Genomic DNA, 20,921 nt, shown 5'->3' with positions numbered 1-20,921 from the left:
CGCTCAACCATAACGATCGTTGTCCCATGGAAGCGCGGTATTGGAATACCCCCGCACTTCCCAAAACCCCTTTTGGTCACACTCGGAAAAGGTAATTTTTTTGACCCACTTTGCCCCTTTCCATCCGTAACGTTTGGGAATAATCACCCGTACCGGACCACCATGATCTCTGGTCAATGGCCTCCCGCTCCAATGGGTGGCCAAAAGCACATCATCATCATTGCAGACCTTAAGAGAAACATTGGTCGTATATTCATCAAAGGCTTCGAATAACACGTACTTCGCCTCCGGCAAGGGACGAACCAAATCCAACAGATGTTGAAATTTCACACCACCCCACTCATTATCCAGCATGCTCCAGGACGTCACACAGTGAAAGTCAGCGGTCAGCTGCACCTGGGGTTGTCGTTGAAATGCCTCCCAATCCCAGGTCAACGGATTGGCCACGCATCCATCAATACTTAAGGCCCATTCCGCCAACACGATCTCCGGCTTACAGCCTAAATCAAGGACTGGAAAATTATTCACCACATGTTGCCCGGGCGGAACACGGTCATCCTGAGGTTCATCCACCTCCCGACAGGAGAACTCCCGCCGATGTTGGGAGACCTGTTGTTTCGCTTTCACCATCCGTTCGTTGGGTTCCATTTTGGGCCTTTCCTCCTCCGGTCCAAGAGAGAAATCTTAAAGGGAACTAAACATCCTACTCGCAAACGAAAGATCACGACAAAACACTGTTCGGCCTAGTATAGCGAGGTTCCCAGGCCAGGAATAGTCGAAGGAGGAGAGCCAGGCTAGGAGGCTCCCCCGAACCATCCGACTCTCTGGTCTTCCTCAGTTCACAACTTTAGAGGTTTTCATGAATCTCAGCCATCTTTTTCCCCTAGCAGCAGAATATTCCCTGATCACATAGCCAAGAAAAAAAATTTCTGATAGATTATTGCATTCGTTCACCAACAGTCTGGAAGCAAACGGTTGTTCCCCATCCCGTTCTAAACCGCCCCCATTTCCAGCCAACTGTTATATCAGCAATAATTTTTGCGGAGGATCAGTCTCATGGCACTGCATGTATTGGCTCGGATTGTCTGTTGCTCCTTGTTGGTGGCCTCAGGAATGGCCGCATCTGCACAGGCAGAATCACAAGAGGGAGGCTCACCCATGACCGTTTCCGAAGGAAAATCCATCTCGATGGAGTATACCTTGACGTTGGAAAACAAAGAGGTGCTTGACAGCAACGTGGGCGGAGAACCGTTGACATTTACCCAGGGATCCCACCAAATCATTCCTGGACTGGAAACTGCCCTGGATGGCATGAAGGCGGGCGAAAGTAAACAGGTGAAGGTTTCCCCGGAAGAGGGATATGGCACTATCGACCCTCAGGCCATCCAAGAAGTCCCTATTGATCAAATTCCCACTGATGCACGAAAAGTCGGAGTAAAATTACAAGGAAAAGATGGCCAGGGGCGAATGGTCACCCCGACCGTGACGGAAGTGAAAGAACAAGTGGTCGTCTTAGACTTCAATCACCCCTTAGCGGGAAAAACACTCTACTTTGACGTAAAAATATTGGACGTTAAAACTGCCCACTAAAGTTACGGGAATATCACAAATAAGAACCCCGCCCATTCAGGCGGGGTTCTTGTTTCCCCGGCCCACCATCACCTCTCCCAGAAACATCCTGCAGAGAGCCCCTTCAATAATACCCCGATGAGGGCGTCACTTCATTACTTTCTTTTATAGGGATCATTCCATCAATTTCTTTTAAATGCATTGTGGCAGATTTGGCATGATCGGTCGCCACATCAGCATGGCCGGCTTTGCCATGGGTAATGGCCTCCCCTAACTCGGTAATCGCCGCATCAAGGTGAGGATTATTCATGTCGTTTTTCGCGGCCTGCGCATGTTGAAGGGAAGCTTCCGCATGCGTCACAATCACCTCGGCATGCCCCATGCCACCATGATCTACCGCTTCCTGTGCATGCGTTAATGCTTCCGCCACATGTGGATTGACCGTACCAGTTGAATAGGAAGCACAACCCGCCATGAGCCCCATGCACAATAGGGCAATAGTGAGCCGAGAGATCCAGGATGGTACACGCATCGTCACCACCTCCATAGATAATGTTATGAAAATATTTCACTACCACCGAATTCTAGTGCAAAATGGATGGTTTCGTCCCCATTCTTCAATAATCCAGGACACAGGCCCTTCCCAAACGGCCATTATTCGACATGGAGAGCTTCGACCGGGTTAATCCGGATCGCGCGTCGAACACAAGTCACACTGAAAAGCAAGTTGGTCGCGATGGCTACAAGAAGACCAACAAGAAGCTATTGCTCATCAACCTAAACCGGAAACCCCGAGGACGATCTTTAGCAGCTACGCTCCCGGGACCCCAAGATCACGCCAAACCCTCCTCCACATATGGCACGAATCATTGATTCAAATAGAAAGATTCGAAAAGGCCTGCCTCCGATGGTGCGCAACAAGTTTTTTGTTGCATATCGCTCTTCCATAGTGATCCCCCATAAGGGTCCGAATATGGGTACCTCCTTCTAGCTAACTCGCGATGAGCAAAATCTTTGCATTGCCTGACGCGTAGACCCGATTGGCACCCGCATAAGGTCATCTAGCACCTTCAATTTGGCTGGATAGAGTGGTGAAGATAAAATCTTTCGTTTCCCGATGCTGGTTAGTGAGTAACGGCCTGATCTCAACGACCACCAGGGCACCACCTGGACCGAGTCATGAACCACACCAATTTCAACCACCTCGTCAACATTAAACATCTCCATCCCCTTCGCCACCGAAGCATACACGGAATCGTTAAGGTCAAAACCTAACACCTAAGCTTGAGATTCCGTGACACCCCGACCCGAAAGCGATACCCACCAATTCTGACCACTTGTCCAACAGAATTTCGAACGCCGAACAATTCACGTTTCACCTTTGAGCCCAGAACCACGATCGCCACAGTGCGAGGCACAACCTCTGTAATTTTTCATACGGGAAAAGGTAACGCAGGTCTTTATCGAATCAGCCAAAAATCCCACGAACAACGTGGAGTCATAACCTGGAATAAAAGGAGAAGGAAAGGGATATGGAGAGACAGAGACCATTTAAAAACAAGGAAGCCCGGACCAAAAGATCCGGGCTTCAAGAAAAACCCGCGATGCCCTTTATGAAGATAAAGAGGCTACGTGTGAGGGGTTAGGAAGCTAAGGTGGATGGACGCGGTCGGCGGCCAGCCGGTCGGTCATGCCGAGCCGGGCTCCCAGATCGTGAAGCGCCAAAGCCCCTCCCTCCCGAATTTGGCCGAGGCCCACGTCTCTCGGGTGAAGTGGCCGGCATTGGCGGCCGGCTTCCAGGGGCGCAGGGAACCGCCTTCCCCAGCAACTTTTCGATCATTCGTAATGAACGGTTATCCTCACCGGTCACAAAACTGGTGGCCCAACCTGTGGTATTTTTACGCGCCGTCCGACCAATACGATGGATATAATCTTCCGGCACATGAGGCAAATCATAATTAATCACGTGTTGAATATTGTCCACGTCTAACCCACGGGCCGCAATATCGGTCGCGACTAAGATTTCAAAACGTCCACGGCGAAACCCTTCCAGCGCGGCGCGGCGTTGAGGCAGCCGTCGTCCGGCATGCAACACCGCAACACGACAACCGACCTTTTCCAGAGTTTCCCCGATCCGGTCAGCTCGATGCTTGGTCCTGGTAAACACGAGGACCGACCCTTCTGTCTCCTTTAAAATAGAGAGCAGGAGGGAGGTTTTATCCGAATTGGCCGTGTGATGCACGGTATGGGTGACCCCTTCAGCCGGTGTGGCCGATTTCGCCACCAAGGCTTTAAACGGATCGTTGAGAGACATGCGCGCCAAATCCGCCAAGTTACTTGGCATCGTGGCCGAGAAGAGTAAGGTTTGCCGGGTTTCCGGTAAGGCCTCAATGATCTGATTGAGCTGAGGGGCAAACCCCATATCAAGCATCCGATCGGCTTCGTCCAGAACCACCATCTGAAGCTTGGCAAAGGAAACCGTTCCCTGCCACATATGATCAAGCAGACGACCCGGCGTGGCCACGATGATATCCGGACGCTGCCGTAACCCGCGGACCTGCGCATGCATATCAGCGCCACCCACAAGGGTGGTCGCAAAAATCCCGCGCACGCGCCCATACTTATCAACTGTTTCTTGAATTTGAAAAGCCAATTCCCGGGTTGGCGCTAAAATCATCGCACGCGGATGGCCCTTAAGACCATCTGCCAATCGTTCAATTATCGGAATGACAAAGGCGGCAGTCTTTCCAGTGCCGGTTTGGGCACAACCCAGTATATCCCGACCTTCCAAAGCCGGGGGAATGGCCTGGACTTGAATCGGAGTCGGTTCAGTTATACCGAGTTTATTCAAAACCCCAACCAAGGTAGCAGACACACCAAGCGCACCAAACTGTGACAACGCAGTTGCAGACATAAAAACTATTCCTTTTGTTACAAGGATCGTATATACACGGGGTCAGAAAACCGAGTGAAGCAGAAGTAGGTGGGTAGTCCGCTCCGAGCAGGATCTGGTCGCGATACGATCGCGGGGCCCGAAGAATTGTAGGATGTTCCCGTCGTCGGACCGAATCGACATGAACAGACCACACATTACAGGACAATCCATATCCTGTCAAATTTGCCTTCACCATAACATCGCATGGCCAAACCTATATCCAAATGATACGATCTCGGACCAATGAACCGAGTAGAGTGAAACACTGCCTCATTTCAGTCACTCGAACTCCATAATGTTAAAGGAACAAAACCCATGAGCACCATTTACGACATCTCCTGCCAGAGCATCCAGGGAAAGGATGAAATCCTTGCCACGAATAAGGGCAAGGTCTTACTGATCGTCAATACGGCCTCCAAATGCGGGTTCACCCCTCAATTCCAGGGGCTCGAAGATCTCTATCAGAAATATCAGGCCCAGGGCCTGGAAATTCTTGGATTTCCTTGCAACCAGTTTGGAAGTCAGGACCCGGGGGAGAACGAAGAAATCCTCACCTTCTGCCAAACACACTATGGAGTAACCTTTCCCATGTTTGCCAAAGTGGACGTCAATGGGCCGGATGCCCATCCCCTCTTCAAACATCTCAAAGCCGAGGCACCGGGAGTGCTTGGATCAGAAGCCATCAAGTGGAACTTCACGAAATTTCTCGTGGACCAAACCGGTGCAGTCAAAGAACGCTATGCCCCGGCAACGAAACCCTCAGACCTCGAGTCGGCCATCAAGGCACTTCTGAATACTCCGGCAAAGCCGGCATAAGTTACTGAGACCCTTCCGGCTAATCTAACCTCCATTGACAGCCCTTGGCTTGCGCGCCAGGCAACAGCCAGTACGAAACCCATTCCTTCCATCCGGGCCATTTGATATCATAGTCCCCCATGCTTGATATCTATACCATGATCCTTGCCGGTGGTCGCGGCGAACGACTCCTCCCGCTCACCCAACACCGCGCCAAACCTGCAGTGCCCTTTGGAGGCAAATACCGCATCATCGACGTGACCTTGAGCAATTGCCTCAATTCGGGGCTTCGCAAAATTGCCGTGCTCATTCAATATAAATCCCACTCATTAGACCGCCACATCCGAAGAGGCTGGTCGATTTTCAACCCGGAGCTGGGGGAATTCATCTTTTCCATCCCACCGCAACAACGTATCAGCGCCGAATGGTACCGGGGCACAGCCGACGCAGTCCATCAAAACCTGTTTCTGCTGGAACAGGAACGCCCGAAGTTTTTATTGGTGCTGGCCGGAGATCACCTTTACAAAATGAACTATGCTGACATGCTCAGGTTCATGCAGGAGACGGAGGCGGATGCCGTCGTGGGCGCGCTTGAATGGCCGGTCGAAGAAGCTCGGCAGTTCGGGGTCCTTGGGGTAGACGCATCCAACCGTGTCACCAGATTTGAAGAAAAGCCGGCCAACCCGTTTCACCTACCTGAGAATCCAACGCATGCGTTTATTTCCATGGGCATTTACCTTTTTCGCACAGACCACCTCTATGAGGAATTGCGAAAAGATTCCGAAATGGCCACGGCCCATGACTTTGGGAAAAACATCATTCCCAACATGATTCAAAACAACAAAAAAGTTTTCGCCTATAATTTTGAAGATAAAAACAAAAAACAAGTCAAGTACTGGCGGGACATTGGTACCCTGGACGCTTACTACGAAGCCAACATGGATCTCGTCGGGGTTGATCCCCACCTCAACCTCTATGATGAGGCCTGGCCAATTCGCACGTATCAGGGCCAATACCCGCCAGCCAAATTTGTCTTCGCCGATGACTTCACGGGAGGGCGCAGAGGCATGGCACTGGATTCTATTGTCTCAGGAGGCTGCATTATCTCCGGAAGTCTGGTGCAAAATTGTGTGCTCTCACCAAATGTCCGCATCGAGCCTCATGCCGAAGTCCGCGACTCCGTCATCATGGAAAATGTCAAAATCGGCGAACGGTCCCGTATTCGCCGGGCCATCATCGATAAGGGCGTCGTCATTCCTCCCGATACCACCATCGGTCACGATCTCGAGCACGACAGTCAACGCTTTTCTGTCACCGAAGACGGCGTGGTCGTCGTCACACAGGATTCACCCAGAAAGTAATCGGGCCCAGCCGGAACAAGGATATTCCAATATCCGACAATCCATCAGGTCACAATCAACACCCCCAGTCCACACACAATCAAGCCGATCCCGGAAACCCCTCCCAAGGCTCCACTCCAGATGCCCTGCGGCAATACCTTTTCTAAAAAAACAAAGACTGTGATCACCGCGATCCAGAGCACATTCATCACTCCACCCACAAACAACAACCCCATCAAGGCCCAACAGCAGCCCAGACAAAACGCACCATGATGAAGCCCCAAGCGAAACGCGCCACAAACGCCTGGTCGCCAATGCTCGGTAATAAAATGAGCAGGTGCCCGACAATGATCTAAGCACGCAGCCTTCCACGGGGTCATTTGATATAGGCCTGCGACGATCAACAGCGCGGCTCCTACGACCTGACTTTTGGCCTTCATCATGGGCGAAAGCATGGCCATTTCATGCAATCCCCATTGCACGAGAGTCGCGGCCACACTAAACACACTCCATAGAGCCAAATAGCCACCAACAAAGGCCCCCGTCGGAGCCATGGGGGTGCTCTGCCGCTCGGCCTTACGGACCATACCTGCATACAACAAGGTCATCGGGACAGCACCCGGCAACATCATCCCGACCATCATGACGGCCCACATCAAATACACAAACACAAAGTCCACCGGTATCCACGGATGCAACTGCAGGATGGCCTCAGGCGCGTCAGCATTCATCATGGGCATCTTTGCCCAGAGATACAGGACATACGCCCAGGCTAAAGTAATCACCCCAATCAGGGCTGAGAGAATTGTGATTCGATCACGCTTGGGTAACAAAGAAAAGGAAGGCGCAGGAGAGGGGCTCATGGAAATGGACTATAAGAAGCCCTGAAACAATCAGCAACTGACAGGTATGTTGAAAAACCGGAAGGAGGACACCAAAGAAAAAACGCGCATGGAGCCAGTGCATTCAGTTCCACAATCCCTAAATCTCACAGCCCTCAATGAGAATCCCGCTGCTAAGGACCTGGCAGCAAGAGCGTGTCGACTCGTGGGCAACAACAAGGTCTTCCCTGAGCCAAACAGCGAGAACGTAAACGACGTGGGCAAAACTCCGCCAATTCAATTTCCAAAAAAAAACGATGGGCAACGAAAAAGTCCCTGACAGGGGTGAACGCCTCGCTCAAAATTTCAGACCCTGATCACTCCATCCTGATTCATGTGAAGAATATTAAATTGCCCGTAACTATTAGACAGGTTCAACGCAATTCCAGCTTGGGCCTTCGTCGATCCATTACCCACTTCGGCCACGGTGTATTCAAATCCCTCCGGTAAATTAATCCTGGCACGATGGTCTCTTCCGGTATGAGGATTGGGAATGGGTGTACCCATCGATTCGACCAAGCCCGGCACATTGACGGTGGCCTTTCTCCCGTCGACATCTATGGAGAGATCAATAGGAACAAACTGCGGTTCCAACACGTTAGACATCGTACTATTGAACACAAAAAAGTGAGTAGCACCCGGGGTGGTCGCCTCGCCATGTAATATTTTCCGGAGGGCTTCACGTTGCGAGGCATTCGCACGTGCATCGATCAAAACCTGCTGCGTTCCATTTCCCTGTGCAATTTCCCCGGGCCATTGCAAGAGCATGACGTAATTCAATCCATCCAAACGGATGTTATTGAAAAACCCCTCTTCAATATACCCCGAGCCCATCGCTTCACAAAATCCATTCGTCGAGGGGGCATTAAACTGGCACCCACACCCATAGGAGCAGTTGCAATTGGAAAACTCGACACCACGCAGCATCCATTGATCAGCCATCGTGCGCTCCTTTAGAAAGCCATGTCGGACACCCTCTCAATTATTCCCATCTTTTACCATGCAGCCCATTCACGTTTCCACCGGCACCATGAACATGTGCCATCCACCAGAGGTCTCCGTCCAGAACCTCTCCTCCCCTTTCATTTACCTACACATTCCAACTTTCCACATCACGCCATCTATACTTTTTCTCCCGAGTTCGCTACCATTCGCCTCCGAACGGCGCAGTAAAAAGGCCGCACCACTTACAACACAAGGAGCACACCCATGGGCAAGAACCAGGACGCACGCAAAGAAACCAAAAAGAAGCCAGCTAAAACCATGAAAGAAAAGCGGGCCGAGAAAAAAAGCAAAAAATAGCTCCGGGCATTCTGGCCCAATAGGCGAAGACCCACGAGTTGACGAGGCGGAAGCAAATACCCCCTCGTCAACGCTCACAAGCTCCCCTGCAGCAGCCGCAAGCCTGATGATTGCAAACCACCCGGCATTTCCTTACTCTCCAATGTATCAATAGGGACGAGGGCCCCAAAGAATCACTGCCGCTCCTACAAGGCACAGCCCTCCCCCGAGCAAATCCCAACGATCCGGTTGCATCCGCTCAACACCCCAGAGCCACAAGAGAGAGGCCGCGATATACACTCCGCCATATGCCGCATAGGCTCGCCCTGCAAATGCGGCCTCCGTTCGGGCCAATAACAGGGCGAACACAATCAAACTCACAATGCCTGGCAATGTCCACCACCCCGAACGTCCAAGTTTTAACCAGACCCAGAAGGCAAAACACCCGCTAATTTCGGCCAGCGCAGCACCGGCATACCAATACACGGCATTCATATATTCTCCTTATTCCGTGAAAACACCGTCCACGATTATCCCCGTTTCGGATGAAGAGTATCCGGATTCGGGACGACAAACCCGAGCAGGGCGTTAGCCTTCATGACCGCTACACTCAGAAAGGTGGCTGACAGACCGAACTGGTCCCAGAGGAAACCTGTCAGCACACTTGCACAGAGGAGTAACTCCCAGCTTACGAAACTGAATACACCAAACGCGCGTCCGCGAAGTTCAGGCGGTGAGGCTTCCGTAGTGAGAGTGGCCAGGAGGCCTTGCGTGAGGCCCATATGCAGGCCTCAGATTGCGACCCCAACCAACACCATCCCCACATCGCCGGCTACAGCAAGAATCACATCAGCTATGATTAAGACCAAACAACCGGTGATCAGGATAGGACAGCGACTCATCTTATCCGCAAGCCTGCCTGAGGGATAGGCCGACGCCGAATAGGTCACACTCATCACAACCATCACTATTGGAATAAATGTCACCGATAACCCGACATGTTCTGCCCGTAAAACAAGGAACGCTTCGCTAAATCTGGCAGGGGTTAACAACCCTCCAAACAAAACAACCCACCAATAGGCAGGACCAATCCGCTACAGATCACTCAGCCGAATACTCCTTCGAAGCCCTCCCTCAGGATGAGGAGATGAAGGCTCCTGAACACCGACAACAAGAAGGACCACGGCCAGTACTGCGGGGATGACGGCAACCCACAATACGGACCGAATACCATTAGCAAGCAGAACCATCAATCCCATGGCCATCAACGGACCAAGGAACGCGCCGACGGTATCGAGCGATTGGCGAAGCCCGTAACAGATCCCCCGCAAATTCGGCGGCGCCAACTCTCCAATAAGCGCATCACGCGGCGCCCCACGAATGCCCTTCCCTATGCGGTCCAGAAACCGCGCGAGAAAAACGGTGGCCAAACTGGACGCTAACGGAAATACCGGCTTCGTGACTGCAGCCATGCCATAGCCAATTACCGTTAGCTGCATGCGTTTATCCCAATAATCACTTAGCACGCCGGAATAACATCTTGGACAGTAAGGCCGTGGCTTCAGCAAATCCCTCAATGAGGTCAACCGGGAGCAGGCGGTGAATCAGCTCTCAAGACATATCCATAAACAAACTCACCAAGACCAGCGCCCAAATACTTTTTGGGATAACCGGTCGCCCTAGGGGAGAAGGAGGGGGTGAGGATACCATGTCGGGCATATCAAGTTATTGGGTGACCTGCTGCACACAGTGACCGTGTTCAAAAATCATGGCCGTCTCAGGATTTTGCGATGAGAGGAACGTGGGGAATCATACCGGCATCCGGAAGGTATTTAACCAGATCTCAGTTCTAACTGTGTCAAGATATACAGATGGTGAGCACAAGCAGCTCTGCCCCTAGCGTTTGCGAAGGGCAGGTGTATATCCCACCGGAGGAAGCGTAGATTCCTAAGAAAAAATTCCTGTTGCGTGGAGAGGAGCCATGTTATAGGCCAAGGCGTGATCGGTAAAATTACGGACATCAGGCAACCAACACAGTCTTCAGTTCATCATGGTCATGCCCTACCCGTACCGGAGCTTCAGAATAAAAATCCAGCCAGCCAGAAACAACGTCACCATATTAGCGATGACTAATGGCCAGTCATGATTGATCAATCCATACACGCTCCAGAGAATTAAGCCTAAGGTCAAAATCGAATACATGCTCAGGGAAAGATCTTTGGTATGTTTCGTTTTCACGATTTGAATCGCCTGCGGAAGAAACGACGAAGTCGTACATGCCCCCGCGACATACCCCATCACGGTTACCCAATCCATGTTGCCTCCTATGTTATTTTCCAATGAGCCAGTGCTGGTGTTTCCGTGAAGCACCCTGCTCAACTGACTGCTAATGCCGTACACTCTACACATTGATAGGACCAACGAGGTTACAGGTTTTTGATTGGCAAAAACATTGAACCGGAAGAGACGCCAAATGTTTCCAGGATCATGCGGACAGTTGAGTCCCGGAAAGAAAATGACGTATGTTGGGTGGCGATCATTCAAGAATGTCCAAACGAAAGGATTCTCAGTACCATGACATTGCACGCTCATGCGGAAGCACTGTATACAGGCATTCAATCATTACTGGGACAGCATGACGCGAACCAGGTGCAAGCTAAACTGGAACGTGACCTGCGCCACGTGGTTCCGACCTGGAGTCATACAACACCTGACTGTCCCGGATGGTATTGGTTTAAAACGCCGGGCGTGAGTGAACCCCGACTACTGTTTGTTGGTCATGGCAGGATTGACACCAAACTGATGGCTGATCTGGGTCCGCCGAATAATCTTGTGGATGTTCAGCGTGTTAAAGGGCAATGGGCGGGTCCTCTCCTTCCACCAACCTAAAAGGGCTTGTTCTCAAGAAATCCTCACTCCATTTCATCCAACCCCGTTCTCCATTTCAAATCTGACTGAAGTCCAAATATTTGTGGACAACGCTCACCACATCCCGCAGCTTCTTCATCTCCTGTGAGTTATCGTAAATGAGCCAGAGCCGGTCCTGGAGAGTGCTAATCAGCTTTACTGTTGGTTGATGATGAATGGACCCGACAGCCCACACGACTTCCGTGAGCACAGGAAAGTCGATATCCGAGGAAGACCTAATCTCCAACACAGCATGGGACAGATACTCCTGCAACATCGTCATCACCTCAGCATCCCCATCGGCTCGCAAAATTCTTCCCAAGCCCTTGGCAGCGGCGGCTCGAATTGAGACCGGTTTGTCCTGACATTCAAACAGGTGTTGCAGATGCGGAACCACCTCGTGCCCCAGCCCGGATAGAGCAGCAATGGCTTCATCAGGAGACCGCCCCTGTTCAATTCGTTCCAGGAGAGAAGGAAGGGCCTCCCTATCCGGGAACTGACGGAGCATATCAAGAATGACCAATTGACGGGTTTGGGGTGTCTCAGGATCGGTGAGCAAGGCCACCAGTCGATGCGTCTGTCCCCATTCACTGAGTAGCATCACCGGAAAATCAAGCCCTTCAAGTTCACGGGCGAGTTGTTCAAAAACGGAAGCTCCGGTGTCTACGGCCTGCGCCTCTCGCGGAGGAAGGGAATCCTGCTCAATTGAGGCGCGCACTTCTTTGTGCCAACCAAGGTCCTTCCTGTCCAGACGATAAGATAACTGGCAGGCCGGGCCATGCCAGAGCCGGTCCGGCGTATGGGTCAGCTCAGCATCACCGCCATAGCGTGCGACGCGCTGTTGGTGCTTACGCTCTTCACAGATAACGTGGAATTCCACATCATGCGGTTGGGTGGCATCCGTGACAACCTGGAATCCCAGCTCTTCGAACCGCCGCTGGACCACGTTGAGGATACCCTCGAACGACACAAAGCCATCTTCGGTCAGCGCCAGAGTGGAAACCCGAATAGTTTGAATGCTGGAGAGCTGTGCTTTTTGTTCAGAAGTGAAAGAGGCGCGGCGGGCCAAACTGTCCGTAGGCCATACCAACATCAGAAGGATAACGAGATGCACCACCATTCCCATCATGGCAATCTCCCTTATGGTCAAGATTACCAGAGATGGGATTAATCGCAAACATTTTTTTGTGGAAGGAAGAATTTTGCGGAAAAGGGCTAGACACCCTCCGCTAATGCGTATGGCTTCACAAACAGAATGGGAACAGGTATTTCAAGCGTAATGACAGACAATTCCCGCCTGGACGAAATCATAAAGATGCAACCGGACACCACGATGGAAGGAAGGATTCAAACAACTGAGCATGGGAATAGACCCATCGTCCTCTGTAGCCACCAGAACTCAATCCCCAAAGATTTCCTTTGAGAAGTGGAAAACGATGAGACCGAACGACCACCGGAAAAAACGTTTCTATTCAGGCCTACCAGGTAAGGAGGCCATATCGATGACGAAACGAAAACGTACGTCGCCCCGCATGACCCGTTCATAGGCTTCATTAATCTGTTGGATGGGAATGACTTCCACATCACAAGTGATGCCATGCTCTCCGCAAAAATTCAGCATGTCCTGCGTCTCGCGAATCCCGCCAACCAGGGAACCCACCAGACGTCGCCGCCGCATTATAAGCTGAAACGCCCCAAGGGCAATGGGCTCACTCGGCGCACCGACAAGAATGTACGTGCCATCGGTTTTCAGTAATTCGAGATGAGCATTGTAATCATGCTGGCCCGAAACCGTATCAATGATAAAATCAAACTGACCCGCCAAACGCGTAAACGTCCCCTCCTGCGAAGTCGCAGCGAACGCTGTGGCCCCGAGACGTTCAGCCTCCACGCGCTTTTGGTCGGTGCGGCTAAAAACAGTGACCTCCGCTCCAAAAGCCTTTCCAAATTTTACAGCCATATGGCCAAGCCCCCCAAGCCCCACGACCCCGAGCTTATGCCCTTTTCCCACACCCCATTGTCGCAGCGGAGAATACGTCGTAATTCCGGCACACAATAGTGGGGCAACAGCTTCCAACGGGAGAGCTTCAGGGATGGTCAGCACATACTGTTCATTGACAACGATGTGGTGGGAATACCCGCCATAGGTGGGTTGGCCGTTTTTATCAAGCCCGTTATAGGTCGGAATCATTCCCGGTTCACAATATTGTTCCACACCCTGGGTGCATGCCGGACAGGTGCGACACGAGTCGACAAAACATCCCACTCCGACCGTCTCACCTTGACGAACTTTCTTGACGTCCGTCCCCACGGCCGTCACGGTCCCGACAATCTCATGGCCTGGGACCATGGGGAAAATCGATCCGCCCCATTCGTCACGCGCCTGATGAATGTCGGAATGGCAGACTCCGCAATAGTCGACCTTGATCAGGACGTCATTCGACCCGACCGGTCGCCGGGCAAAGCTGAACGGTTCGAGTGCGGCGCCGGCTTGCAACGCGGCATACCCTTTGGTGTTTCCCATGGGTGCGCTCCTTTCTTTGGTCAAAGCAATCCTGCCAGAGGGAGGAGCATTATGATGGCTGATTGAGAAATCTGGGACGATCCCTGACGGAAATCATTCGCATCAGATCCCTCACGGACAAAATTCCTACAATCACATGATTTTCCGTAATGGGCAGATGTCGAATATTTTTTTCGGCCATAAGGTCGCTGGCATCATGCACGGTCCGGTTGATATCTATATCGATCAGCGCTTGCGTCATCACGGAACCCGCCCTGGCCTGAGTCAGATCCCGGTTCTGAGCCAAACCTTTATAGATCAGATCACGCTCTGTGACAATCCCCACCATCTGGCCAGCCTGCGTCACCATGAGAGCGCCGATCCGCTTGTCGGTCATACGCTGGGCGACGGTGATGAGTGTGGATTCCCGATCGATCGTTTCAATGTCACGCCGCATCAGCACGCTGAGCGGCCGATACACATCATCAAGATCTCGAATCGGCCCCTTCTCAGCATACACAAAATGTTTCACCAGATCGCGAACGGAGATCAGCCCGACAACCCTTTCCCCTTCTGTCACACAAAGATGCCGAATGCCATTCTTCTCCATGAAATGGCTGGCATCCAGCATCGTTCGATCAGAGGGAAGGGAGAGTAACGGGCTTTCCATAATCTGCCCCACATTCGTTCCGGCCACAGTCAGATCTTTGGCTATGACCCGGCGGACGAGGTCGGTCTCTGAAATGAGCCCGATAATTTTTGTTTGCTGAGATTCCTGCCCTGACGGATGGACAACGAGACTCCCGATCCGTCGTGCCGCCATAAGACTCACCGCATTCCCCACAGAGGTGTCTTCGCTCACACCTTCAAGATCGCGCTGCATATTATGCCCAATGGTTTCAGGGATATTGACGCTCATAATTTTTCCTTCTTTATCATGGGGTAAATGCCGGCCCGGTCTCTCCTGCTGATTCGAATGTGGACCCTGCTCCAGACATACCGATTACGTACGCTCCTGTTCTTGAATAAACTGCCGCGCATTAGTCAGTTCATCATACAGGCAGAGTTGATTCTTTACTAAGAGATGCTCAATTGCGGCAATCCGGAACATCACTTCAGGTAGCATGATATCAAGGCGTTCATTGAGAGACTCAATCGTTTTGGCCATGCCTCCCGGTGCTCGAGCAGTACGGGCGGGTTGAGGCTGTGGCGATTTTCTAGAGGCCCCCACTTTTTTTCGAGTGGCTGTCCCTTTTTTGGAGGAGGCTGGTCCTTTTTTGCGAGAAGGCGTCGGCTTTTTGCCGGGAGAAGGAGTCCGTTTTTTGGATGCTTGACGTATCGACTTCTTTTTTAGGGCCATACTATCCTCCAATTGACCAAAAATGGATCTCACAACGAACAACCGGTCACAGAGATTTGCGTCCTTTTGTCCACGATTACGCTCAACGACTATACACCACCATGTCAGATTTTTTCGAGCACCCTCAATTCCATCGCCAATCCGAACATGGTCATGACAGGTTCTACCTGGTCACTTCAGATTTTTCAACTCCTTCTCGATGGTAACCTGACATTCGGGACAAACAACATGTGTCAGGTTTGGCATGATTCCGCCTCCAAGGAGATCAAGGCGGGAAATGGCATCTTCCAGCTCCACCCATTTCTGATTCCGGAGGCAGGCTTTTATACACCAGCTACAAATCCTGAGATATTGCTCCCCCCTCTTCACATCAGGGTCAAGCAAAGGAACAGGGCTCCGTGAGTCTTCACGAACGGGATGAGTCGAGAACATCAGTTCGCCTTCAGGGAGAGGAGACACGGTAAGGAGAAAATACCGCCGACATACTGGAGAATCGCAGCGAAATTTGAATTCTTGAACTCGTTGGTTGGCCCGCACTGTTTTCAAAATTAAACGATGAATCTGTCTGTTATCCTCCCCATCGATGAACTCCCAAAGCGACTTTCCGATGACATAGGCACGACTCAGGTGTGCTCCGTCATTTTGACAGGCGAACTGCAACCAGGCCTCATTGATAAACCGGATATGATCGGTGCTGTCGATGCTGTATTGAATCGACATGACCCTGCAGGACCTCCTGCTTGGATGAGACTTCCTACAACAATCGTGAAAGGCGGGTTCATCTTACGCCAAATGGTAAACCAGTTCAAAATCGGCATGGCGGACGTCTTGAGTATACAGTGCCCCAGACACCACACCCATTCCGCCGTTCGTGGTCCCCATCTTCTGGAAGAGGTTTCTGTGTTCTTGCTAAAGTGCGAAAAATCTTTCCCCCTGTGTCCCAAAAAAATTTATGAGGAGTGGCTGAATGAAATATGTCCATCTGGGTCGATCGGGGTTGAAAGTCAGCCGGTTGTGTCTGGGCACGATGAATTTTGGGCCGGAAACCACAGAAGCCGACAGTGGACAGATCATGGATACGGCGTTGGAACTCGGCATCAATTTTTTCGATACCGCAGACGTGTATGGTTGGGAGGTGGGGGAAGGCATTACCGAACAGATTATCGGGCGTTGGTTTGGACAAGGAGGCAACCGCCGGGAAAATGTCGTACTGGCCACCAAAGTATTCGGGCGGATGGGAGACCGGCCCAACCAATCCCGTTTGTCCGCACTCCATATCAAGCGGGCCTGTGAAGCAAGTTTGCGTCGGCTCCAAACCGATTATATTGACCTGTATCAAATGCACCATGTCGACCGGCATGCGCCATGGGAGGAAATCTGGCAGGCCATGGAACAACTCATGCGCGAGGGAAAAGTCTTATACATTGGGAGTAGTAATTTTGCCGGATGGCATCTGGCCCAAGCGCAGGAAATGGCCAGGCACCGGAATTTCCTGGGACTGGTGGCCGAGCAAAGTTTGTACAACCTGAATGACCGCATGATTGAGCTTGAGGTCATTCCGGCCTGTGAAGCATATGGAATCGGCTTGATTCCCTGGAGTCCGGTCGCGCGTGGCCTCCTGGCAGGAGCGCTTGAACCGGCAACGACCGGACGACGGGCCGATGAGGATCTGCGGAAGAAGGTGGAAAAATACCGGCCACGGTTGGAAGCCTACGAAACACTTTGCCGGGAATTAGGCGAAGCGCCGGCACATGTCGCCCTGGCATGGCTCCTTCACCAACCAGCCGTCACGGCACCCATCATTGGCCCTCGAACCATGGACCAGCTAAAGGGCACCATGCGCACCACCGAATTCACTCTCTCCAAGGAAGTGTTGAAAAAGCTCGATACCATCTTCCCCGGACCTGGCGGCCCAGCTCCCGAAGCCTATGCCTGGTGATGGCCATCGGTGGGTGTCAAATATTAATCGGGAGTGTTGAATATTAATAATTTCCAAGGGCATATTGACCCACAGGCACGTTGCATATCAGAGGCCTCGGGGCGGTTCAAAAAAGTTCGTCCAGCAAGGCCGCAGTCATTTTTGCGCGCAGAGCGTACTTCCAGTACGTGAGCACGGAAAAATGGCGAGAACGCCGCTGGCGGCTTTTTTCAACAGCCCCTTATAAATTGTGCAGAAATGGATAACCCATAGGCATAATATTGACGAGTGCGTCCTGCCCTCACCTGCCTCCTCCCCATTCTAATCCCTTACAACTCAATAGGTTGGTTTCCCTCGACACGAGACGAACACCAACGTCTTCTTTGGCATAGCAGTTGCTCTAAACAAGGGCTTAGGAAGCTCACACATAACAAGGTAGTCGGGCAAAGGGCCTCAAGCCAAGGAGGATGTCATGCGAACGACCATCCCCATTCACGCATTCGCCATCGGATTAGCCCTTGTTCTCGCTGGAGGAGAAATAGCCAAAGCCGAAATGCCGCCACTCGAACCGGATGAGGCGTACCTGGTCGACGAAGATATCAATATTATGACCGGCCTCTACATGCGGGAATACTCCCTCCGCAATGACGGAATCGTAGATTACAAAACTGCCCGTCAAATCCTCATCTCTGAATATAATGAACATTGGAATTCCGTCGTCGAAACCAACGAATGGCCGTTATTCTACTGGCATGATGTCAACCGGGATGGTCATTGGACGATGTATGTGGACCGAAAGGTCAATGGCTGTGCCTGCGATATCGTCCCCTACGAAGTGAAGACAGACGACACGATCGCGCAGAACGATCCTAATTAAAATACACTCGCCCTCGGCAAGCGTTACTCGACCCGACACAATCTCCCGCTCTACGGGACCAGTTACCACGCTCCCTCGCCTATGACTGGAACTCACCACGTTTCCTGCCTTCCTCCACACAAAAAAAAAGAATCGGTCGGAAGCCTGCTGTACGGTGAACCTTTTCATTTATGTGCCTGAGTACACTCTTAGGCTAATTTCTTGTTAATCTAGAATATAATTATTCATACGGTTGGAGCAGGATTTCAACGAAAGGAGACATTCATGGCGGACTCATTAGAACAGCTTCAGAAAATTGCCGATGATCTGAAACGCCAGCGTGACGAGCTTCAGGTCAAACTACACCTGGCCAAGGCGGATGCGCGTGATGAATGGGCGAAACTTGAAACACGGTGGGAAGACGTCAAGACCAAGATGGAAGCGGTCCGCAAGGAAGCCAGCCAAACAACAGGGGCAGTTTCCACCGGTCTGGGACTTGTGCTGGACGAACTCAAAAAAGGCTACGACAACATTCGCAAGACATTGTAAGCTCTGCATAGGCCAGATGACGCGCGACGAATTCACCAGAATCATTGACCATACGGCGTTAAAACCGGACACCACGAAAGACGGGATCCGACAGCTCTGTGAAGAGGCGCGTACGTTCGGCTTCGGGGCGGTCTGTGTCGCCCCGCTCTGGGTCCCGCTGGCCACGCGTTGTCTGGCGGGATCTCCAGTCCGAATTGCCACGGTCATTGGCTTTCCTCACGGCAACACCTTTCCGGACGTGAAAGCCTACGAGGCCAAATTGGCGATTGAAGCCGGAGCGCATGAATTGGATATGGTCCTCCAGATTGGCTTGCTTCGAGCAGGCAATCATGGAGCCGTCCTGGACGATATCCAGGGCGTCGTAAACGTCGCGCGGCGTACCCACTCTTCAAAAATCCTGGTCAAGGTCATTCTCGAAACGTCCCTCTTAAATAAGGAAGAACAACAGATTGGGTGTCAATTAGCCGAAAAAGCCGGAGCCGACTTTGTGAAAACGTCGACCGGATTTTCCGGTAGCAAGGTAACCATTGAAGACGTGGGATTCCTGCGTGGGATTGTAGGACAACGTCTGGGTATCAAGGCTGCCGGTGGTATTCGCGATCTAATTACGGCCGTGGCGTTGGTCAATGCCGGAGCCTCCCGCCTGGGAAGTTCGTCGTCCGTGGCCATCATGAAAATGTGGCCGGTATAAAGTTCGCCTTCATTGAACATTCAAAACAGCCAAAGGATGGAATGACCAGGGATCCTTTCCCTGCCCTTTCCATTCATCAATTCCGCCGGTCGTAGGCGGGAATCTAGTATTCCATGTTTTCTTTTCCGTCTAACAGTAGCCGATCTTCCGGAATGCCGGCTGGGCATGATATCGTCTCATCCGGCTGGGACTGGTGACGACAACCTGGAGTAGTAAATGGATACCGAAGCCACATCTGAAATGGGGAAAAATGCCCAACCTCATCCCCTCTTAGATGAGGTGATGAAACAGTTACTCGACCATCGCCAGGCCTTTCACGCCTTCCTCACCCGCCGTCTCGGCAATCCCGCTTTCGCCGAAGATCTCCTGCAACAATGCTTCATGAAAGCCTTGGCTCATTTCCATTCCATCAAACAGATGGACCGGATCATCCCCTGGTTCTACCAAATACTCAGACACGCCCTAATTGATTATTATCGGAGCAAAGAAACGGACAACAAGCGGCTCCAAGCTTTCCTTGACGAGAACGAGACTTTGGGAACGAATCAGGTCCCTTCGCTGGATGAGCTACAGCCGACGATTTGTGCCTGTCTGGATCGCCTCGTGTTGACCCTCAAACCTGAATATGCCGCCATCATTCGAAGGATTGATTTATCCGGAGAATCCCTACAATCCGTCGCCAAGGATTTACACATCACCACGAATAATCTCACGGTCCGTTTGCATCGAGCGCGTCATGCCTTGCGCAAGTCCCTGGAAGAATCCTGCGGGATTTGCAGTAAGCATGGGTGCTTGAATTGCACCTGCGAATAAGCCCTTACACTCCGTCTCCTCATTCTCCCACTCCCCACATTCATCCCTCCGCTCGCGAACATTGGCCCGCCGTTGGGTAACAAAGACTCATGCCAAACACCTAAGGGAATGTTCAAAAATGTCCGTCCAGCCCTGTCCTGAGGCTTCTCGAAGGAAAGGCCGCAGCCACTTGGACGAGCGGAGCGTACGGAGGAGTACGTGAGCACGGCCAAGCCGCGACCTGCCTGCGCGAAGCCGCTCCGGCGAAGGCAGGGAACGCCGCTGGCGGCCTTTTTCAACATTCCCTCACTGTAAGAATCGGCATTGGGCTCCGTCTATATAAGCAAACAGGGCGTGTCAGACACAGCAGCTGACATGCACCACACCAATACCCATTTCAACAAACGGAGGTTCCCATGGAAGATCTCACACTCACTATTCAAGGCATGAGCTGCGGTCATTGTGTTCAAGGGATTACCAACATTCTCTCCAACCTGAAAGGCGTGAAGGTGGATCAGGTGAAAATTGGGGAAGCCACCCTTGG

General features: G+C 51.8%; 24 protein-coding genes. 9 read left to right on the top strand and 15 right to left on the bottom strand.

Annotation, left to right across the window (positions count from 1 at the left end; translation table 11 throughout):
* Positions 1–3: 3 nt before the first annotated feature.
* Positions 4–648, bottom strand: coding sequence for a sulfite oxidase-like oxidoreductase (locus tag AAH187_RS02045; protein ID WP_342346761.1), 645 nt, complete (start codon positions 646–648; stop codon positions 4–6).
* 408 nt (positions 649–1,056) lie between these two features.
* Between AAH187_RS02045 and AAH187_RS02040 the strand changes: the two genes are divergently transcribed.
* Positions 1,057–1,590, top strand: coding sequence for a peptidylprolyl isomerase (locus tag AAH187_RS02040; protein WP_342346760.1), 534 nt, complete (start codon positions 1,057–1,059; stop codon positions 1,588–1,590).
* Between the two features lie 103 nt (positions 1,591–1,693).
* Here AAH187_RS02040 and smbP read toward each other — a convergent pair whose 3' ends face one another.
* Positions 1,694–2,101 (bottom strand): small metal-binding protein SmbP, encoded by a 408-nt coding sequence (smbP, locus tag AAH187_RS02035; protein ID WP_342346759.1) that lies wholly within the window; start codon positions 2,099–2,101, stop codon positions 1,694–1,696.
* Positions 2,102–3,211: 1,110 nt separating this feature from the next.
* Positions 3,212–4,483: a DEAD/DEAH box helicase gene (locus AAH187_RS02030; RefSeq protein ID WP_342346758.1), complete on the bottom strand. Its 1,272-nt coding sequence runs from the start codon at positions 4,481–4,483 to the stop codon at positions 3,212–3,214.
* Between the two features lie 336 nt (positions 4,484–4,819).
* On the opposite strand from AAH187_RS02030, the gene AAH187_RS02025 reads away from it, so the two are divergent.
* Positions 4,820–5,320 (top strand): glutathione peroxidase, encoded by a 501-nt coding sequence (locus AAH187_RS02025; protein WP_342346757.1) that lies wholly within the window; start codon positions 4,820–4,822, stop codon positions 5,318–5,320.
* 119 nt (positions 5,321–5,439) lie between these two features.
* A complete protein-coding gene (gene glgC / locus AAH187_RS02020; RefSeq protein ID WP_342346756.1) occupies positions 5,440–6,660 on the top strand; it encodes a glucose-1-phosphate adenylyltransferase in 1,221 nt (406 codons plus the stop codon).
* Between the two features lie 44 nt (positions 6,661–6,704).
* Here glgC and AAH187_RS02015 read toward each other — a convergent pair whose 3' ends face one another.
* From AAH187_RS02015 to AAH187_RS01985, 7 genes are all read right to left on the bottom strand, one after another.
* Entirely contained in the window at positions 6,705–7,502 is a 798-nt protein-coding gene (locus AAH187_RS02015) for a DUF2182 domain-containing protein (RefSeq protein ID WP_342346755.1), read from the bottom strand.
* Between the two features lie 324 nt (positions 7,503–7,826).
* Positions 7,827–8,462 carry a DUF1326 domain-containing protein gene (locus tag AAH187_RS02010; protein WP_342346754.1) on the bottom strand — a complete coding sequence of 212 codons (636 nt, stop codon included), beginning with the start codon at positions 8,460–8,462 and terminating at the stop codon, positions 7,827–7,829.
* Positions 8,463–8,969: 507 nt separating this feature from the next.
* On the bottom strand, positions 8,970–9,296 hold the full coding sequence (locus AAH187_RS02005; protein ID WP_342346753.1) for a YnfA family protein: 327 nt from the start codon (positions 9,294–9,296) through the stop codon (positions 8,970–8,972).
* A 35-nt stretch (positions 9,297–9,331) separates the two neighbouring features.
* Positions 9,332–9,583: a hypothetical protein gene (locus tag AAH187_RS02000; protein ID WP_342346752.1), complete on the bottom strand. Its 252-nt coding sequence runs from the start codon at positions 9,581–9,583 to the stop codon at positions 9,332–9,334.
* A gap of 9 nt (positions 9,584–9,592) precedes the next feature.
* On the bottom strand, positions 9,593–9,865 hold the full coding sequence (locus AAH187_RS01995; protein ID WP_342346751.1) for a hypothetical protein: 273 nt from the start codon (positions 9,863–9,865) through the stop codon (positions 9,593–9,595).
* Positions 9,866–9,895: 30 nt separating this feature from the next.
* Entirely contained in the window at positions 9,896–10,327 is a 432-nt protein-coding gene (locus AAH187_RS01990) for an MFS transporter (RefSeq protein ID WP_342346750.1), read from the bottom strand.
* A gap of 535 nt (positions 10,328–10,862) precedes the next feature.
* Positions 10,863–11,117 (bottom strand): SemiSWEET transporter, encoded by a 255-nt coding sequence (locus tag AAH187_RS01985; RefSeq protein WP_342346749.1) that lies wholly within the window; start codon positions 11,115–11,117, stop codon positions 10,863–10,865.
* A gap of 258 nt (positions 11,118–11,375) precedes the next feature.
* Here AAH187_RS01985 and AAH187_RS01980 point away from each other — a divergent pair, with 258 nt between their 5' ends.
* Complete coding sequence (locus tag AAH187_RS01980) at positions 11,376–11,690, top strand: hypothetical protein (protein WP_342346748.1); 315 nt, start codon at positions 11,376–11,378, stop codon at positions 11,688–11,690.
* Between the two features lie 55 nt (positions 11,691–11,745).
* Here the strand turns inward: AAH187_RS01980 and AAH187_RS01975 are convergent, their stop codons facing one another.
* From AAH187_RS01975 to AAH187_RS01955, 5 genes are all read right to left on the bottom strand, one after another.
* Complete coding sequence (locus AAH187_RS01975; protein WP_342346747.1) at positions 11,746–12,837, bottom strand: hypothetical protein; 1,092 nt, start codon at positions 12,835–12,837, stop codon at positions 11,746–11,748.
* Between the two features lie 339 nt (positions 12,838–13,176).
* Positions 13,177–14,232, bottom strand: coding sequence for an NAD(P)-dependent alcohol dehydrogenase (locus AAH187_RS01970; protein WP_342346746.1), 1,056 nt, complete (start codon positions 14,230–14,232; stop codon positions 13,177–13,179).
* A 49-nt stretch (positions 14,233–14,281) separates the two neighbouring features.
* On the bottom strand, positions 14,282–15,130 hold the full coding sequence (locus tag AAH187_RS01965; RefSeq protein ID WP_342346745.1) for a CBS domain-containing protein: 849 nt from the start codon (positions 15,128–15,130) through the stop codon (positions 14,282–14,284).
* 84 nt (positions 15,131–15,214) lie between these two features.
* Entirely contained in the window at positions 15,215–15,571 is a 357-nt protein-coding gene (locus AAH187_RS01960; protein ID WP_342346744.1) for a hypothetical protein, read from the bottom strand.
* A gap of 171 nt (positions 15,572–15,742) precedes the next feature.
* The gene (locus AAH187_RS01955; protein WP_342346743.1) at positions 15,743–16,291 is read right to left on the bottom strand and encodes a PAS domain-containing protein; all 549 of its coding nucleotides are present in this window, start codon (positions 16,289–16,291) and stop codon (positions 15,743–15,745) included.
* A 247-nt stretch (positions 16,292–16,538) separates the two neighbouring features.
* On the opposite strand from AAH187_RS01955, the gene AAH187_RS01950 reads away from it, so the two are divergent.
* The 5 genes from AAH187_RS01950 to AAH187_RS01930 all read left to right on the top strand — a co-directional run bounded on the left by AAH187_RS01950 (position 16,539) and on the right by AAH187_RS01930 (position 20,398).
* The gene (locus tag AAH187_RS01950; protein ID WP_342346742.1) at positions 16,539–17,510 is read left to right on the top strand and encodes an aldo/keto reductase; all 972 of its coding nucleotides are present in this window, start codon (positions 16,539–16,541) and stop codon (positions 17,508–17,510) included.
* A gap of 451 nt (positions 17,511–17,961) precedes the next feature.
* Positions 17,962–18,366 (top strand): hypothetical protein, encoded by a 405-nt coding sequence (locus AAH187_RS01945; RefSeq protein WP_342346741.1) that lies wholly within the window; start codon positions 17,962–17,964, stop codon positions 18,364–18,366.
* 264 nt (positions 18,367–18,630) lie between these two features.
* Positions 18,631–18,894 carry a hypothetical protein gene (locus AAH187_RS01940; protein WP_342346740.1) on the top strand — a complete coding sequence of 88 codons (264 nt, stop codon included), beginning with the start codon at positions 18,631–18,633 and terminating at the stop codon, positions 18,892–18,894.
* Between the two features lie 16 nt (positions 18,895–18,910).
* Complete coding sequence (deoC, locus tag AAH187_RS01935) at positions 18,911–19,585, top strand: deoxyribose-phosphate aldolase (protein WP_342346739.1); 675 nt, start codon at positions 18,911–18,913, stop codon at positions 19,583–19,585.
* A gap of 216 nt (positions 19,586–19,801) precedes the next feature.
* Positions 19,802–20,398, top strand: coding sequence for an RNA polymerase sigma factor (locus AAH187_RS01930; RefSeq protein WP_342346738.1), 597 nt, complete (start codon positions 19,802–19,804; stop codon positions 20,396–20,398).
* The last annotated feature ends 523 nt before the right edge of the window (positions 20,399–20,921 follow it).

The organism is uncultured Nitrospira sp. (genome assembly GCA_902500695.1).
GTDB lineage: Bacteria > Nitrospirota > Nitrospiria > Nitrospirales > UBA8639 > Nitrospira_E.
Note: the sequence above shows the minus strand (reverse complement) of the source record. Positions and strands in the feature narration are given on the sequence as shown.

Coding starts and splice junctions, on each gene's coding strand:
- AAH187_RS02045 (WP_342346761.1), bottom strand. CDS start 648: ATGGAACCCAACGAACGGATGGTGAAAGCGAAACAACAGGTCTCCCAA.
- AAH187_RS02040 (WP_342346760.1), top strand. CDS start 1,057: ATGGCACTGCATGTATTGGCTCGGATTGTCTGTTGCTCCTTGTTGGTG.
- smbP (WP_342346759.1), bottom strand. CDS start 2,101: ATGCGTGTACCATCCTGGATCTCTCGGCTCACTATTGCCCTATTGTGC.
- AAH187_RS02030 (WP_342346758.1), bottom strand. CDS start 4,483: ATGTCTGCAACTGCGTTGTCACAGTTTGGTGCGCTTGGTGTGTCTGCT.
- AAH187_RS02025 (WP_342346757.1), top strand. CDS start 4,820: ATGAGCACCATTTACGACATCTCCTGCCAGAGCATCCAGGGAAAGGAT.
- glgC (WP_342346756.1), top strand. CDS start 5,440: ATGCTTGATATCTATACCATGATCCTTGCCGGTGGTCGCGGCGAACGA.
- AAH187_RS02015 (WP_342346755.1), bottom strand. CDS start 7,502: ATGAGCCCCTCTCCTGCGCCTTCCTTTTCTTTGTTACCCAAGCGTGAT.
- AAH187_RS02010 (WP_342346754.1), bottom strand. CDS start 8,462: ATGGCTGATCAATGGATGCTGCGTGGTGTCGAGTTTTCCAATTGCAAC.
- AAH187_RS02005 (WP_342346753.1), bottom strand. CDS start 9,296: ATGAATGCCGTGTATTGGTATGCCGGTGCTGCGCTGGCCGAAATTAGC.
- AAH187_RS02000 (WP_342346752.1), bottom strand. CDS start 9,583: ATGGGCCTCACGCAAGGCCTCCTGGCCACTCTCACTACGGAAGCCTCA.
- AAH187_RS01985 (WP_342346749.1), bottom strand. CDS start 11,117: ATGGATTGGGTAACCGTGATGGGGTATGTCGCGGGGGCATGTACGACT.
- AAH187_RS01980 (WP_342346748.1), top strand. CDS start 11,376: ATGACATTGCACGCTCATGCGGAAGCACTGTATACAGGCATTCAATCA.
- AAH187_RS01975 (WP_342346747.1), bottom strand. CDS start 12,837: ATGATGGGAATGGTGGTGCATCTCGTTATCCTTCTGATGTTGGTATGG.
- AAH187_RS01970 (WP_342346746.1), bottom strand. CDS start 14,232: ATGGGAAACACCAAAGGGTATGCCGCGTTGCAAGCCGGCGCCGCACTC.
- AAH187_RS01965 (WP_342346745.1), bottom strand. CDS start 15,130: ATGAGCGTCAATATCCCTGAAACCATTGGGCATAATATGCAGCGCGAT.
- AAH187_RS01960 (WP_342346744.1), bottom strand. CDS start 15,571: ATGGCCCTAAAAAAGAAGTCGATACGTCAAGCATCCAAAAAACGGACT.
- AAH187_RS01955 (WP_342346743.1), bottom strand. CDS start 16,291: ATGTCGATTCAATACAGCATCGACAGCACCGATCATATCCGGTTTATC.
- AAH187_RS01950 (WP_342346742.1), top strand. CDS start 16,539: ATGAAATATGTCCATCTGGGTCGATCGGGGTTGAAAGTCAGCCGGTTG.
- AAH187_RS01945 (WP_342346741.1), top strand. CDS start 17,962: ATGCGAACGACCATCCCCATTCACGCATTCGCCATCGGATTAGCCCTT.
- AAH187_RS01940 (WP_342346740.1), top strand. CDS start 18,631: ATGGCGGACTCATTAGAACAGCTTCAGAAAATTGCCGATGATCTGAAA.
- deoC (WP_342346739.1), top strand. CDS start 18,911: ATGACGCGCGACGAATTCACCAGAATCATTGACCATACGGCGTTAAAA.
- AAH187_RS01930 (WP_342346738.1), top strand. CDS start 19,802: ATGGATACCGAAGCCACATCTGAAATGGGGAAAAATGCCCAACCTCAT.